This window comes from Micromonospora globbae (assembly GCF_036184225.1).
Lineage (GTDB): Bacteria > Actinomycetota > Actinomycetes > Mycobacteriales > Micromonosporaceae > Micromonospora > Micromonospora globbae.
Genome location: NZ_CP108084.1, coordinates 6,244,688 through 6,258,760 on the forward strand (window position 1 = coordinate 6,244,688; position 14,073 = coordinate 6,258,760).

The following is a 14,073-nucleotide window of genomic DNA, read 5'->3' on the forward strand; positions in this document are numbered from 1 at the left end:
GTCAGGGGGTGGTCGCGCGCGCGGTGGGCACAGGGCAGGATGGTCCGCATGAGCGACCGCAGCGAGCGCACACCGGACGACGCCGCCGGTGACCGCGGCCTCCCCGGCTCGGGGCTGGTGAAGGGGCTGGCGGTCACGCTGAAGACGATGACCCGGCGCTCGACCACCCAGCAGTACCCGGACGTGGCCCCCGAGCTGCCGCCCCGCTCGCGCGGCGTGATCGCGCTGCTCGAGGAGAACTGCACCGTCTGCATGCTCTGCGCCCGCGAGTGCCCGGACTGGTGCATCTACATCGACTCCCACAAGGAGGAGGTGGCGGTGCCCGGCGCCGCCCGTCCCCGCCAGCGCAACGTGCTCGACCGGTTCGACATCGACTTCTCGCTCTGCATGTACTGCGGCATCTGCGTCGAGGTCTGCCCGTTCGACGCGCTCTACTGGTCGCCGGAGTTCGAGTACGCCGAGTACGACATCAAGGACCTGCTGCACGACAAGGACCACCTGGGGCAGTGGATGGACACGGTCCCGCCGCCGCCCGCCCACGACCCGAACGGCGAGCCGGCGAAGGAGGAGACCAGCGCCGCGCGCAAGGCGGCGGTCCCCGCCGCCCGGCCCACCACCCCGGCCGTACGCCGTGAGCCCGGCACTCCCGGCGAGGCGGCCACATGACCGGGGCGGACGTGCTGCTGCTGGCGCTCGGCGCGGTGGCGGTCGGTTCCGGGGTGCTGGTGGTCACCACCCGGCACCTGGTCCGGGCCGGCCTCTACCTGGTGGTCTGCCTGGGCGCGCTGGCCGGTGACTACCTGGTGCTCACCGCCGAGCTGGTGGCCTGGGTGCAGGTGCTCATCTACGTGGGCGCCGTCGTGGTGCTGCTGCTGTTCGCCGTGATGCTCACCCGCGCGCCGATCGGCGCGTCCGACGACCTGGACCGGCCCGGCTGGCCGGCCGCGCTGATCGGCGGCGGCGCCGGGCTGGGCCTGGCCGCGCTGCTGGTCGACGCGTACCGCTGGACGGCCGTCGCGCTGCCCGAGGCGGGCACCGCCGAGCGGATCGGCGGGGAGATCTTCCGCAGCTGGGTGCTGCCCTTCGAGGTGCTGTCGGTGCTGCTGCTCTCCGCCCTGGTCGGCGCGGTGATCCTGTCCCGGCCCGACATCGGGCGGCCGGGCGCCGGGCCGTCGAGCGCCGCGCGGCCGGATCCCGCGGGCCGGAGCACGGAGGCGGCCCGGTGAGGCCCGTCATCCCGTACGTCACGGCGGCGCTGCTGTTCGGGCTCGGGGCGTACGGCGTTCTGCGCCGGCGCAACGCGGTGCTGGTCCTGATGGCCGTCGAGCTGATGCTCAACGCCGTCAACCTGATCCTCGTCACGGCCGACACCACGGTGCGGGCGGCGCTGCCGCACAGCGGCCAGGTGTTCGCGCTCTTCGTCATCGTGCTGGCCGCCGCCGAGGTCGGGGTGGGCCTGGCCATCGTGCTCCAGCTCTACCGGCTGCGGGCCAGCGTCGCCGTGGACGAGGTGCCGCTGACCGAGCCGCCGGCCGGCGCACCCGTCGCCGTCGGCACCGCGGCGGCCGATCGTCCCGAGGCGTCCACGACCGGGCACCCGGGCGCTCCCGGCGGGGAGGCGCGGTGAACGGTCCCACGCTGCTCGGCGTGCTGCTGCCGGCCGTACCCCTGGTGGCCGGCCTGCTCGGGCTGCTGCTGCCCCCGTCGCCGCGCGGCCCGGCCGGGGGGCGCGACGCCGGTGAGCAGCGGGCCCGCCGCGCGGCCATCGCCCTCGGCGTGACCGGCGCGGCCGGCGCGCTCGCGCTCGCGGTCGCCCTGCTGGCCACCCTGGACCGGCCCGTCGAGGCGAGCACCACGTGGGTGGACCTGGGCGGCCTGCGCGTCACGCTCGGCGTCCGGCTCGACGGCGCCGCCGCGCTCGTCGCCGTGGCGGTCGGCGCGGTCGCGCTGGCCGTGCAGGTCTACTCGATCGGCTACCTCAAGCGGGGCCCCCACGACGACGTCGACGTCGACCACCGCTACCCGCCGTACGCCGCGCAGATCAGCCTCTTCACCGCCGCCATGCTGCTCGTGGTGGTGGCCGGGGACCTGCTCCTGCTGCTGGTCGGTTGGGAGGTGATGGGCATCTGCTCGTACCTGCTCATCGCCCACGACCGCCGGCTGCCCGAGGCGCCCGCCGCCGCGATGAAGGCGTTCCTCGTGACCCGGGTGGGTGACGTCGGGTTCCTGCTGGGCATCGCGCTGCTCGGCGTCTCCGCCGGCAGTTTCCGGATCGCCGACGTGCTGGCCCACGACCACTCCACCGGTACGCTAACGGCCGCCTGCCTGCTGCTGCTCGCCGGCGTGGCCGGCAAGAGCGCGCAGTTCCCGCTGCACACCTGGCTGCCCGACGCGATGGCCGGCCCGACCCCGATCAGCGCGCTCATCCACGCCGCCACGATGGTGGCCGCCGGCGTGTACGCCGTCACCCGGCTCTACCCGCTCTTCGAGGCCGCACCGGTGGCGCTCACCGTCCTCGGCGTGCTCGCCTCGATCACCCTGCTGCTCGGGGCGCTCGCCGCGACCGCGCAGGACGACATCAAGCGGGTGCTCGCCTGGTCGACGGTCTCCCAGATCGGCTACATGACGGGCGCACTCGCCGTCGGTGCGCCGGGCGCGGCGCTGTTCCACCTGCTCACCCACGCCGCGTTCAAGGCACTGCTCTTCCTCGCCGCCGGCGCGGTGATCCACGCCGTCGGCACCACGCTGATGTCCCGCATGGGTGGCCTGCGCCGCGGCATGCCGGTCACCTTCTGGTGCACCGTGGTCGGCCTGGGCGCCCTCGCCGGGCTGCCGCCCCTGGCCGGCTTCTGGAGCAAGGACGGCGTGCTCGCGGCCGCGCAGGCGGCCGCGCTGGACGGCGAGGGGCCGACCCCCGCCTGGGTGGGCTGGCTCGTCTGGCTGGCCGGGCTGGCCGGCGTCGCGGTCACCGCCTGGTACGCCACCCGGCTGCTGCTGCGCACGTTCCTGGGCACGACGCGCGTCCCGCTCGCGCACCCGCACGATCCGCCGGGGACGCTGCGCTGGCCGGTGGTGCTGCTCGCCGTACCGGCCGCGCTGCTGGGCTTCGCGGGCTTCGCCGGCGCGTTCGCCGACCGGCTCCAACCCACGCCGCCGGCCACCCCCGACCACCCGTCGAACCTGCTCCCCGCCGAGCCGCTCGTCCACCTCGCGCCGTCGGTGGTGCTGCCGCTGGTCCTGCTGGTGCTCGGGGCCGGGTCGGCCTGGATCCGGTGGCGCCGCGATCCGGCCGCCGACCCGGCGGCCGCGCTGGGTCCGCTGCGGCCGGTCTTCGCCGCGGCGTTCCGGCTCGACGACGTCCAGCACGCCCTCGTCGTACGCCCCGCGCGGGCGCTGGCCGCCACCGTCCGCGCCGGTGACGAGCGGGTGGTGGACGGCGCCGTCGAGGGCAGCGGGCGGGCCGCGTCCGGGCTCGGGGCCGGGCTGGCGGCGCTGCACCGGGCGGCGCTGCCCCGGGCCGCCGCCGGGGTGCTGGCCGGCGCGCTGCTCATCGGGCTCGCCGCCGCCCTGATCGGAGGCACCTCATGACCTTCGGGCAGTTCCTGCTGGTCGCGGTCCTGGCGGTGCCGGCGCTCGGCGCGGTCGCGGTGGCCGCGGTCCCCGCCGACCGGGCCGCCCGGCTGGTCGGCACGGTGGCCGCCGGGCTCACCCTGCTCGCCGCGCTGCCGCTCGCCGCCGGTGACCGGGGCTGGTTCGCCTGGTCGGCCGGCGCGCCCGCGGTACGCCCCTGGCACCAGCTCGACGTGCCCTGGGTACCCGCCCTCGACCTGCGGTTCCACCTCGGCGTGGACGGCATCTCGTACCCGCTCGTGGTGCTCACCGCGCTGCTGACCCTGCTGTGCTGCGGCTACACCCTGTGGCGCGTGCCGGCCGGTGGCAGCGGCCGGGCCCTGGTCGCGCTGCTGCTCGTCGTCGAGGTCGGCATCCTGGGCACCTTCCTCGCCCTCGACCTCGTGCTGTTCTTCCTCTTCTTCGAGGTCGTGCTGCTGCCCATGTACGCGGTCATCGCCGGCTGGGGCGGGGAGGACCGGCGGCGGGCCGCCCGCAAGTTCGCCCTCTACACCCTCTTCGGGTCGGTGCTGCTGCTGGTCGGCGTGTACGTGGTGGTCGCCGCCGCCGGCACGGCGGACATCGTGGCGCTGACCGGCGGCGCCGGCCTCTCCCGGGGCACGCAGCTCTTCGCGTTCACCCTGCTCGCGCTGGCGTTCGCGGTGAAGAGCCCGCTCTGGCCGCTGCACTCCTGGCTGCCCGACGCGCACACCCAGGCGCCGACCGTCGGCAGCGTGGTCCTCGCCGGCGTCCTGTTGAAGATGGGCACGTACGGGCTGATCCGGGTGGCGGTCGGCGTGGCCCCGGAGGGCGCCCGCTGGGCCGCCCCGGTGCTCGGGGTGCTCGCCGTCGCGGCGATCCTCGTCGGCGCGCTCGTCTGCCTCGCGCAGACCGAGCTGAAGCGGCTCATCGCCTACTCCAGCGTGGGCCACATGGGTTTCGTGCTGCTCGGCGTGGCCACCCTCACGAGCACCGGCATCCGGGCCGCGCTGATCGGCAACATCGCCCACGGGGTGATCACCGGGCTGCTGTTCTTCCTGGCCGGCGCGATCAAGGACCGCGCCCACACCGGCGCGCTGGGCGAGCTGTCCGGGCTGCGGGAGACCGCGCCCCGGCTCGCCGGGCTGCTCGGGTTCGCGGCGGTCGCCTCCCTCGGCCTGCCCGGCCTCGCCGGCTTCTGGGGGGAGGCGTTCGCGGTGATCGCCGCGATCGAGGTGGGCGGGCCCCTCTGGACCACGCTGGGTGTGCTGGCCGCGGTCGGCGGGGCGCTCACGGCCGCGTACTTCCTGCGGCTGCTGCGCCAGGTCACGCACGGCCGGCCGAGCCCGGCGGTCGGGCGGCTCGCCCCGACCCTGGCCGGTGCGGAACTCACCGCGTGGGCGCCGCTCGTGCTGCTCGCGCTGGCCATCGGGCTGGCCCCCGCGCTGGTGCTCGGTATCGCCGAGGCCCCGGTCGACGCCCTGGTGGAGGTGCTTCCGTGAGCGTCCAGAGCGTCGACCACGTCGCGCTGCTGCCGGCGTACCTGGCCGCCGCCACCGCCGTCCTGGTGCTGGTCACCGACCTGATGCTGGCCCGTCCCGGGCTGACCCGGGCCGTGGCGGGGCTCGGCGCGCTGGCCACGGCCGCTGGCGCGGCCCTGATGGGCGCGGGCGGCGAGCGGGGGACGTTCTGCGTCGAGGCCGACTGCTCGTACGTCTTCGGCGGCCGGGCCGCCCTGGTCGGCGCGCTGTTCGCCCTGCTCACCCTCGCGGTGCTGGGGCTGTCCGGCGGCCACCTGCGGGCCGGGCGGGCGCCGGCGGGGGAGTACTGCTTCCTGCTCACCTGCGCGATGACCGGCGGTGTCGTGCTGGGCGCGGCCGGCGACCTGATCACGCTCATCGTGGCGCTGGAGACGCTCACCCTGCCGCTCTACGTCCTGGTCGGGCTGCGCCGGGGCAGCCTGGCGAGCGCCGAGGCGGCCATCACCTTCTTCGTCGTCAGCGTGGTGGCCACCACCGTGAGCCTGCTCGGCGCGGCGCTGCTCTACGCGGTCACCGGCGAGCTGCACCTGGGGCGGCTCGGCACGCTCCTCGCCGAGCGGCCGGACCTGCACGACCTGCCGCTCACGGCCGCCGCGGCCACGCTCCTGCTGCTCGGGCTGGCGTTCAAGGTCGCCGCCGTGCCGTTCCACGCCTGGGCGCCGGCCACGTACGACGGCGCCCCGCTGCCCGTCGCCGCGTACCTCTCGACGGCGTCGAAGCTCGGCGGCGTGGTGGCGCTGCTCGCCGTGGTGACCGCCGCGCTGCCGGCCGACCTCACCGGCCCGGTGCTGGCCCTGCTCGCGGTGCTCACGATGACCGTCGGCAACCTCGTGGCGCTGCGTCAGCGGCGGACGGTCCGGCTGCTCGCCTGGTCGTCGGTGGCCCAGGCCGGCTACATCCTCGCGCCGCTCGGCGCGCTGGCGCTCACCGCCGGCCGCACCGGTGAGGCCCGCGCCGGCGCGTACGCGGCCGCCCTCGCGTACGCCGTCTTCTTCGTCCTGCTGGAACTCGCCGCGTTCGCCGGGGTGACCGCCCTGCGTCCCGCGGACGCCGACGGCGGCACCCTGGACGACCTGCGCGGCGCGGCCCGCCGCCACCCCTGGCTCGGCGCCGGCCTGGGGCTGGCCCTCATCGGGCTGGCCGGGTTGCCGCCCGGCCTGGCCGGCCTCTTCGCCAAGGTGACGGTCGTCCGCTCGCTGCTGGACGGCGGCGCGGGCTGGCTCGCGCTGGTCGTGGCGGTCAACGCGGTCATCGGCCTGGCCTACTACCTGCGACTGACCGCCCGCCTCTACGCCCCGCCGGCCGGGGCGGGTGCGGCGTCCGCGCCGGGCGCGGGACGGGGTGCGGCCGCCGTGCTGGTCGTGGCCAGTGTGGTGGCCGTGGTGGTCGGCTTCGCCCCGCAGCTCGTCCTGGACCTGGCCGCCCGCTGAGCGCCGTCGCGGGCGCCGGCCGCCCGGACCCGCCTCCGCGCCCACCAGATCGATGCCTGTCGACTGGCTGAACGGCTGCTGGTCGCGCTCCCAGGCAATTCTCAGCCATATCGCGGATGGTTGACGGGTACCGGGTTGTTGAACCGGTCGACGGGTCCCGGCGACCCGTGCACCGAAGGAGTGATCGTGCACCACAACCGTCTCAAGACCGCCGCGTTGCTCGGCCTGCTCACCGCGCTGATCCTCGCGGTGGGCTACTGGTTCGGCGGCAGTGGCGGACTGGTCATCGCCGTCATCATCTCGCTGTTGATGAACGGCATCAGCTACTTCTACTCCGACAAGCTCGCCCTGCGGGCGATGCGGGCGCAACCGGTCAGCGAGGCACAGTTCCCCGAGCTGTACCGGATGGTCCGTGAACTGGCGACCGAGGCGCGGCAGCCGATGCCGCGGCTGTACGTCAGCCCGACCTCGCAGCCCAACGCGTTCGCGACGGGACGTAACCCGCAGCACGCGGCGGTCTGCGTCACGCAGGGCATCACCGAGATCCTCGACTACCGCGAGCTGCGCGGTGTGATCGGGCACGAGCTGTCCCACGTCTACAACCGGGACATCCTCATCTCCAGCGTGGCCGCCGGCCTGGCCGGCATCATCACCACGCTGGCGAACATCGCGTGGTTCATCCCGCTGGCCGGCGGGGACGACGAGGACGCCCCGAACCCGGCCGTGCTGCTGCTCACGATCATCCTGGGCCCGATCGCCGCGACGATCATCCAGCTGGCGATCAGCCGCAGCCGGGAGTTCCAGGCGGACGCCTCCGGCGCCCAGCTCACCCGCGACCCGCTGGCCCTGGCCAGCGCGCTGCGCAAGATCGAGGCCGTGGCGAGCCGACGCCCGCTGCCGGCACAGGGCAACCTGACGAGCGCCGCGCACCTCATGATCGCCAACCCGTTCCGGGGTGGCGGCATCGCGGCGCTGTTCTCCACCCACCCGCGGATGGAGGACCGGGTCGCCCGGCTGGAGCGGATGGCCGCCAACACCGGCCCGATCCAGTACCTGCGCTGACCCGCGGACCGTCCCACCGCGCCCGGCACCGCTCGGTGCCGGGCGCGGTGCTGTGTCGCCCGCAATAACCGCTTCATCCGGACGCGCCCCGACCGTTAGGGTCGAAAGCAGCTCACGCTCATTACACCCGGGAGGTTCGTGTGGCCGCGCTGCGCCAGTATCTGGGCGTCTGGCGGATTCCTGGCGCACCGATGCTGCTGGTGACCGGCATCATCGGTCGGCTCGGGATCGGCATGACACCGCTGGCGCTGCTGCTGGTGGTCGAACAGGTGACGGGGCGGTACTCGCTCGCGGCCGTGGCGGGCGGCATCTACGCCGTGGCCGGCGCCGCGCTGAGCCCCATCGCCGGGCGCGTCGCCGACCGGATCGGCCCCAGCCCGGTGCTGGTCGTCACCGCCGTCGCCCACCCGCTGGCCCTCGTCGGGCTGCTGCTGGCCAGCCACGCCGACGGCCTCGTGACGATCTACGTGGCGGCCGCCGTGGCCGGCGCCACCTACCCACCGCTGACGGCCGCGATCCGCGGCGCCTGGAACGACCTCACGTCCCCGGCGTCCGGCCGGTACCACCTGCGCAACACCGCGCTCGCGGCGGAGACCTCGCTGTTCGAGATCGTCTTCGTGCTCGGTCCGCTGCTGGTGGCCGGCTTCGTCCTGGTCGCCGACGCGACCGCCGCCCTGCTGGGCGCCGCGCTCGTCACGCTCGTCGGCACCCTGGCGGTCGCCGTCGGCCGGGTGATGCGCGGCTGGCGGCCGCACCCCCGCGAGCACCAGGCCCGCGGGCTCGGCCCGCTGCGGGTCGCCGGCTTCCCGGCCCTGCTCGTCTGCGTGGCCGGCCTGGGCATCGCGTTCGGCGCCGCCGGCGTCATCGTGCCGGCGTTCGCCGGCAACTACCGCGCCGACGACGCGGAGAGTCTCGCCGGCATCCTGCTGGCCGTCTGGGGCGTGGGGAGCGCGGTCGGCGGGTTCTGGTTCGGCGTACGCAAGCCGGCCGTCAACATGACCCGGCAGTTCGCCCGGCTGCTCGCCGCGCTGGCGGGCACCTTCGTGGTCTTCGCCGTGATGCCCAACCCGCTGGCGCTGGGCGCCGCGCTGATCGTCGGCGGGGCCACCATCGCGCCCGCGCTGACGCTGGAGAACACCCTGGTCGGGCGGATTGCCCCGGCCGGCATGCTGAACGAGGCGTACACCTGGGTCGTGACCATGTCCGTGGCGGCGAGCGCGGCCGGCGGTGCGGTGGCCGGCGTGATCGTCGACCACGCCGGCGGCGTGCCGTGGGCGTTCCTCTTCGCCGGCGCCGCGGTCGCCGTCGGGGCCGGGGTCGCCGCGCTGCCCGCCGGGCCCATCGCCCGCGCGGAGGCCCGAGCCGTACGCGTCGAGGAGCCCATTCCCGCCTGACGGTTGGCCCGGGCGGGGTCGGGTATCCCCTCGGGCGTGTTCGTCTTCTTCTCGAACCGGGTCGGATGCCTGGGCTCGCTGCTGATCAGCGCGCTCCTCACGGTGGTGCTGCTGCTGATCTTCAACCGCTGACGGCGGTCGCGGTGGTGCTGGCGTCGTCAGGCGCCCGACGCCGGTCGGCGGCGTACGCCCCGCACCGCCCGGCGGACGGCCTGGTGGACACCGATGCCCACGGCGGTGTTGGCGAGCGCGAGGGCCGACGCGCCGAGCAGCCCCGGTTCGAGGCCCATGGCCCCGGTCGCGACGAGCAGGACGGGCCAGAGCAGCGCGGCGGCGGCGAGCGACAGCCGCCACCAGCGACCGGCCACGAGGCCGAACAGGATCAACGTCGGGATCACGGGCGCCCCCTTCCCCGGCGCCTCCACGATACGTCCGGGCGGTGATCCAGTGGGCTGCCCGACCTGCGGTGACGGCAGCGAGGCCCGACGGGCCGTCAGATGCGCGGCGGCGGACTAAACCGGTGGCCGCCGCGGCTCGTTCCGCCCTACCGTGAGCTGGATCTTCTTCTCCGACGCCCTCCCGAGAGGACTTCACCCCGCGTGACGCCGCCTGCTTCGTAGACCTGACACCGTGCCCGCGCATCGGTCGCCGACGTCGCCGTCGGTTCGTTTCCCATGCCTTCCGTCAGGCCCTTCGGAGAAGATCATGTCTACGCGTCCTCGTATCGTGCTGCCCGGGACCGTCGGGCGCACGCGGCTTCCCCTGCTCGCAGTCGGCTGCGCCCACCGCTGTCCCGACCTCGGGACGTTCCGCGTCACCGCCGGCGGCGAGTCCCTCGACACCACGCCCCTGGTCGCCCGCGCGTCCCGCGACCACACCAGCACAGTTCGGCCTCTGCTCCTGAGCGCGCGCCGTTGGCCGCAGCCCGGACGGGATGCGCGGTGGCCCCGCCGCGGACTGCACCATGCGGCCGTCCGCGCGCGGTCGGTCATGATGCGCGACAGGTCAGGGCCGTCCCGGTATCGGCGACGACGGTGAACGCCCGGGTGCGCACGTCTGTCCGGTGACCTGGGTCGGCGTCGGCACGGCCGGCGTGTGGGCTGGCGCCCGCACGCCGGCGTGGCCGGTTCGATCGGCGGACGGGCTGCGGGACGCGGTTCGGCCAGGCCGCCGCCAGGTCGTCGGACACTGGACAGACGTGACGTACGACGACCAGCGGCGACGACATCTGCCGTGACAGGCCCCCGGCCGGCCACGACGGCGACGGCTTTACCGGTAGTTGGTGAACTGGAGGGCGACGCCGAAGTCCTCGCCCTTGAGCATCGCGATCACGGCCTGGAGGTCGTCCTTCTTCTTGCCGGTGACGCGGAGCTGGTCGCCCTGGATCTGCGCCTGGACGCCCTTCGGGCCCTCGTCGCGGATCTTCTTGCTGATCGCCTTCGCCTTGTCCGAGTCGATGCCCTGGATGATCTTGCAGTCGATCTTGAACACCTTGCCGGAGGACCGCGGGTCGCCGGCGTCCAGCGACTTCAGCGAGATGTTGCGCTTGACCAGCTTCTCCTTGAAGACCTCCAGCGCGGCCCGGACGCGCTCCTCGGTCTCGGCCTGGAGGGAGACCGCCTCCTCGCCCGACCAGGAGATCTCGGCGCCCGTCCCCCGGAAGTCGAACCGCGTCGCGAGCTCCTTCTCCGCCTGGCGGAGGGCGTTGTCGACCTCCTGCCGGTCGACCTTGCTCACGATGTCGAACGACGGGTTCGCTGCCATGCTCATGCTCCTGCTGTCCGGCGGTTTCTGGCGTGCCGTCGCCCGCTGACCAGCGGTACGACCCCCTGACCGTACCCGGTTGCACCGGCGGCGGGGGGAGCCGCTATCCTTGCATCCGTCGCCGCGTCCCCGACGCGGTGATACGCCCTGGCGGGTTGCCCGAGCGGCCAATGGGAGCGGACTGTAAATCCGTCGCGAAAGCTACAGAGGTTCGAATCCTCTACCCGCCACCAGGGAACGGCAAGGCCTCTGACCTGCGGAAACGCGAGTCAGGGGCCTTCGTCGTCACTACCGACCGTTGACCATGGCTGCCCCTGCTTGTCCAAGCGATCGGGTATGCAAGGGCACGGGCGAGTGTTACTGGCTCCCTATCTGCCCTTGATCGCGTGGCTTGCTGCCGTCCGTGATAAGCCGCGATCCCGGCGAAGTCGTGGGTGATCCTGTCGCTACGCTCCGTAGCCATGCGTGTGCGCTGGTTCGAGTGTGCGCTAGCGCTCCGTAGTTACAAACCAAGGTTCCAAATGTAAGTTTGGAGCCAGAGACTTTAGATGTGACGTTGGGTGCTGGGATAGACTTCTAATTACAGCGCTGAAATTAAAGTTTTCAGAGGATGGCTTACAAACCGTGGACCTTGAGGCGTTCGCTTCGTCCCCCGTTGGCGTCCTGGTCCCGATCAACGGCCACGATGCTCGGTACGACGAGCCCTACGATCACAAGGCGTTTCTGCCGAACCCCCTGCCAAGCCGGCTTGACCTTCAGCAGGAGACCTTCCGAGATCTCACTGCAGCAACGGCTGCGGTCGCGAGGTTGGATCAGGCAGCGATCAGACTTCCGAACCCCATGCTGCTGGCAAGGCCTGCGATCCGACGTGAGGCTGTGAGCACCTCAGCACTTGAGGGGACCTACGCCGCGCTGGACGAGGTGCTTGAGGCCGACTTCCTTGAAGCCGGCGAGGTGTCAGCCTCCGTCGCCGAGGTCGTGAACTACGTCAGGGCCGCAGAGATGGCCTATGAGTGGATCAAGGACAGGCCGATCACGATCGGGATGCTCCGCCAACTTCAGAAGGTCCTCGTGAAGGGAACCCGGGGAGATACAGCCGACGCCGGCAACGTCAGGAGCATCCAAGTCTTCATCGGCCTCAGCGCCGGCCGTGTCAAGGAAGCCCGCTTCGTCCCTCCGCCGCCAGGTGACCAGTTGCAGGCTGGTCTTGAGGCGTGGGAGGGCTGGATCAACACCAAGGACGACTTCCCGCTGATCGTCAAGATGGCCCTCGGTCACTACCAGTTTGAGACCCTTCATCCCTTCAATGACGGGAACGGACGGCTTGGACGCTTGGTGTGTGTGCTCCAACTCGCCGCCGAAAGAGAACTGCGAGTGCCCGTTCTGAACCTCTCGCCCTGGCTGGAGGTCAGACGGCGGGAGTATCAGGACCATCTTCTCCGCACGAGCATGACCGGCAAGTTCGATCCCTGGATCCGGTTCTTCTCGGAGGCAGTGCGAGCACAGGCTGTCACTGCTGTTGACCGCATCGATGCTCTACTCGACTGGAAGGAGCACGCGCTTGAGCGCCTCAGGGAAGCGAACCTTCGAGGGGTCGCGGCGAGGATCGTGGAGGACCTGATCGGTTACCCAATGATCACGCCCACGAGTGCCGCGCAGATGTACAGGGTCTCCTATCCAGCCGTGAACACTGCCATCCGTCGTCTAGAGCATCTAGGGATCCTGCAGGAGCGGACGGGACGCCGTTACGCGCGCGTCTTCGCAGCTAAGGACGTGCTTCGCATCATTGACGCTCGCTAGCTGTGGATCTCCTCGTCGGGCAGTTGTAAACCTTCCAGCCTTCCCGGAGGGGGACAAGGTGGAGGGTCCTACCGGACGAACGACCTTGGCCCCCTCCGGGGGTGGAAGCCTTTGTGGTGCCCGGCGAGGGAGCGTCGAGCCGGGGCGAGATCCGCACCGGTGGATCTCCGAGGAGGGCCGGGGTTTGGGGCAGAGCCCCAAGGTCTTCACGGTGCGCACACCGCCACCTACAGTGACCTTATGGATGTCGATGAGTGGCTGCCCGAGGAAGCGATTCAGGACCAGACCCGCATCCACCGCCAGATCCGCCGCAACGGCCGAATCTACGAGGTGACCGCCTCCGCCACAGCCGATGAACGACTCGCCCTGAACTTCAGCAGTTGCAACGACGATGGCGAACTGATCAGTCACCTCAGCGGCGAGATCCCGCCCGAGGACCTGGCGGTCGCGGCCGACGTCCTGCAATCCATCCTCCACGGCCTCGCCTCCATTTACGGGACGCCAGGTGACGGCCGCGCCTACACGGTTGCTCAGAAGCGGCTCAGGCACCCGAACGCTTACGCCCGGTGGACCGAGGAGGAAGAGGAGCGCCTACGCGAGCGCTTCCGCGCCGGGGCCACGATCTCTCAACTCTCTAAGGACTTCGGGCGAGTCGAAGGCGGGATTCGGTCTCGGCTGGTCAGGCTCGGCGAGCTGCCGCCCGCCACGGTCACCAAACCTGGCTCGTCGTAGTCCAGCCGCACCCAATCACCCAGCTCGTCTGCCCGTCGCCGCCCACGCCGATACCGGCGCCCGCGCCGCCAGCAGGCCGAGCGCGGGCGGTGCGCCGCGCTTGCGCGGCGCCTTGATCCTGTAGAGCACAATTCGGCAGTGCGTTGTGCAGAGCCGTGTCGTGTCCCGGCTGATGCTCTACGCGAGATCGATGTGAAAACCGGTTCTTGGTTCGTCAGGCTTCCCCTCTCTGAGACGCGGGAGCAAACGCGGCCCAAGACGCAGAGCAGACGCTGCCCTTCAGCCTCCCTGACAGAGGCATTCGCCGGCCGTCCGCCGCTGGGGGCAGCGGCGACGACGTCACGCCGTTCGGCGGCCGTGGGCACGCCGAGCCGGGCTCGGCCAGCCGTGGCCCTCACCTGGTGAACGTTGCCGTTGCCCGCCATGCGGTGACCAGCAGCAGCGCGGCGAGGGCCGCCCAAGCGCCGATGAACAGGACGGTCTTGGCCAGGGTGGCGAGTGAGTTGGCCAGGCTGAGCACGGTCAGCGGCCGTGGCCGCCCGGCGATCAGGACGTAGCCGCTGCCACAGACTCACCTGCTTCCGGTACATGACCGCCCGGACGTACCCCCTGACCTGAAGGCCTTGATGCCGGGGCATCGAGCCGATCAAGGTCCCTGCCAGGGCGTACAACGCGCGGTTGTGGCTCGCCGCCGTTCCGGTTGTTTGATCCCGCCTCCGCGACCTTGCTTCGATCGCTGCCGTTCACGGGGGAGCGCCGGCG

Annotated in this window: 13 protein-coding genes and 1 tRNA gene; 11 read left to right on the forward strand and 3 right to left on the reverse strand. The window is 72.4% G+C overall.

The window, feature by feature from the left end; genetic code table 11:
- Window positions 1-39 precede the first annotated feature (39 nt).
- The 8 genes from OG994_RS28575 (at window position 40) to OG994_RS28610 (ending at window position 9,015) form a co-directional block, all read left to right on the forward strand.
- Window positions 40-666, forward strand: coding sequence for a NuoI/complex I 23 kDa subunit family protein (locus OG994_RS28575; protein ID WP_328851556.1), 627 nt, complete (start codon window positions 40-42; stop codon window positions 664-666).
- The gene (locus tag OG994_RS28580; protein WP_120330685.1) at window positions 663-1,226 is read left to right on the forward strand and encodes an NADH-quinone oxidoreductase subunit J family protein; all 564 of its coding nucleotides are present in this window, start codon (window positions 663-665) and stop codon (window positions 1,224-1,226) included. The genes OG994_RS28575 and OG994_RS28580 overlap by 4 nt, the downstream gene beginning before the upstream one ends.
- Window positions 1,223-1,627, forward strand: a complete 405-nt coding sequence (gene nuoK / locus OG994_RS28585; protein ID WP_240033106.1) for an NADH-quinone oxidoreductase subunit NuoK — start codon at window positions 1,223-1,225, stop codon at window positions 1,625-1,627. The genes OG994_RS28580 and nuoK overlap by 4 nt, the downstream gene beginning before the upstream one ends.
- Window positions 1,624-3,588, forward strand: coding sequence for an NADH-quinone oxidoreductase subunit 5 family protein (locus OG994_RS28590; protein WP_328851557.1), 1,965 nt, complete (start codon window positions 1,624-1,626; stop codon window positions 3,586-3,588). The genes nuoK and OG994_RS28590 overlap by 4 nt, the downstream gene beginning before the upstream one ends.
- Complete coding sequence (locus tag OG994_RS28595) at window positions 3,585-5,090, forward strand: complex I subunit 4 family protein (RefSeq protein WP_328851558.1); 1,506 nt, start codon at window positions 3,585-3,587, stop codon at window positions 5,088-5,090. The genes OG994_RS28590 and OG994_RS28595 overlap by 4 nt, the downstream gene beginning before the upstream one ends.
- Entirely contained in the window at window positions 5,087-6,559 is a 1,473-nt protein-coding gene (locus OG994_RS28600; protein ID WP_328851559.1) for an NADH-quinone oxidoreductase subunit N, read from the forward strand. Before OG994_RS28595 ends, OG994_RS28600 begins: the two co-directional genes overlap by 4 nt.
- 186 nt (window positions 6,560-6,745) lie before the next feature.
- Window positions 6,746-7,621 (forward strand): zinc metalloprotease HtpX, encoded by an 876-nt coding sequence (gene htpX / locus OG994_RS28605; RefSeq protein ID WP_120330726.1) that lies wholly within the window; start codon window positions 6,746-6,748, stop codon window positions 7,619-7,621.
- Window positions 7,622-7,761: 140 nt separating this feature from the next.
- Entirely contained in the window at window positions 7,762-9,015 is a 1,254-nt protein-coding gene (locus OG994_RS28610; protein WP_328851560.1) for an MFS transporter, read from the forward strand.
- A gap of 158 nt (window positions 9,016-9,173) precedes the next feature.
- On the opposite strand, the gene OG994_RS28615 is transcribed toward OG994_RS28610, so the two are convergent.
- Both OG994_RS28615 and OG994_RS28620 read right to left on the reverse strand, forming a co-directional pair.
- Window positions 9,174-9,413 (reverse strand): hypothetical protein, encoded by a 240-nt coding sequence (locus OG994_RS28615; RefSeq protein WP_328851561.1) that lies wholly within the window; start codon window positions 9,411-9,413, stop codon window positions 9,174-9,176.
- 871 nt (window positions 9,414-10,284) lie between these two features.
- Complete coding sequence (locus OG994_RS28620) at window positions 10,285-10,779, reverse strand: YajQ family cyclic di-GMP-binding protein (RefSeq protein WP_120330679.1); 495 nt, start codon at window positions 10,777-10,779, stop codon at window positions 10,285-10,287.
- 149 nt (window positions 10,780-10,928) lie between these two features.
- Here OG994_RS28620 and OG994_RS28625 point away from each other — a divergent pair.
- From OG994_RS28625 to OG994_RS28635, 3 genes are all read left to right on the forward strand, one after another.
- Window positions 10,929-11,012 (forward strand) — tRNA-Tyr (locus OG994_RS28625).
- Window positions 11,013-11,403: 391 nt separating this feature from the next.
- Window positions 11,404-12,579, forward strand: coding sequence for a Fic family protein (locus OG994_RS28630; RefSeq protein ID WP_328851562.1), 1,176 nt, complete (start codon window positions 11,404-11,406; stop codon window positions 12,577-12,579).
- Window positions 12,580-12,819: 240 nt separating this feature from the next.
- The gene (locus OG994_RS28635; protein ID WP_328851563.1) at window positions 12,820-13,311 is read left to right on the forward strand and encodes a hypothetical protein; all 492 of its coding nucleotides are present in this window, start codon (window positions 12,820-12,822) and stop codon (window positions 13,309-13,311) included.
- Between the two features lie 394 nt (window positions 13,312-13,705).
- Here the strand turns inward: OG994_RS28635 and OG994_RS28640 are convergent, their stop codons facing one another.
- Window positions 13,706-13,831 (reverse strand): hypothetical protein, encoded by a 126-nt coding sequence (locus OG994_RS28640; RefSeq protein ID WP_328851564.1) that lies wholly within the window; start codon window positions 13,829-13,831, stop codon window positions 13,706-13,708.
- Window positions 13,832-14,073: the final 242 nt, after the last annotated feature.

What these genes read in the sequence shown, in the direction of transcription:
- OG994_RS28575 (WP_328851556.1), top strand. Translation starts at nt 40, where the DNA reads ATGGTCCGCATGAGCGACCGCAGCGAGCGCACACCGGACGACGCCGCC.
- OG994_RS28580 (WP_120330685.1), top strand. Translation starts at nt 663, where the DNA reads ATGACCGGGGCGGACGTGCTGCTGCTGGCGCTCGGCGCGGTGGCGGTC.
- OG994_RS28595 (WP_328851558.1), top strand. Translation starts at nt 3,585, where the DNA reads ATGACCTTCGGGCAGTTCCTGCTGGTCGCGGTCCTGGCGGTGCCGGCG.
- OG994_RS28620 (WP_120330679.1), bottom strand. Translation starts at nt 10,779, where the DNA reads ATGGCAGCGAACCCGTCGTTCGACATCGTGAGCAAGGTCGACCGGCAG.
- OG994_RS28635 (WP_328851563.1), top strand. Translation starts at nt 12,820, where the DNA reads ATGGATGTCGATGAGTGGCTGCCCGAGGAAGCGATTCAGGACCAGACC.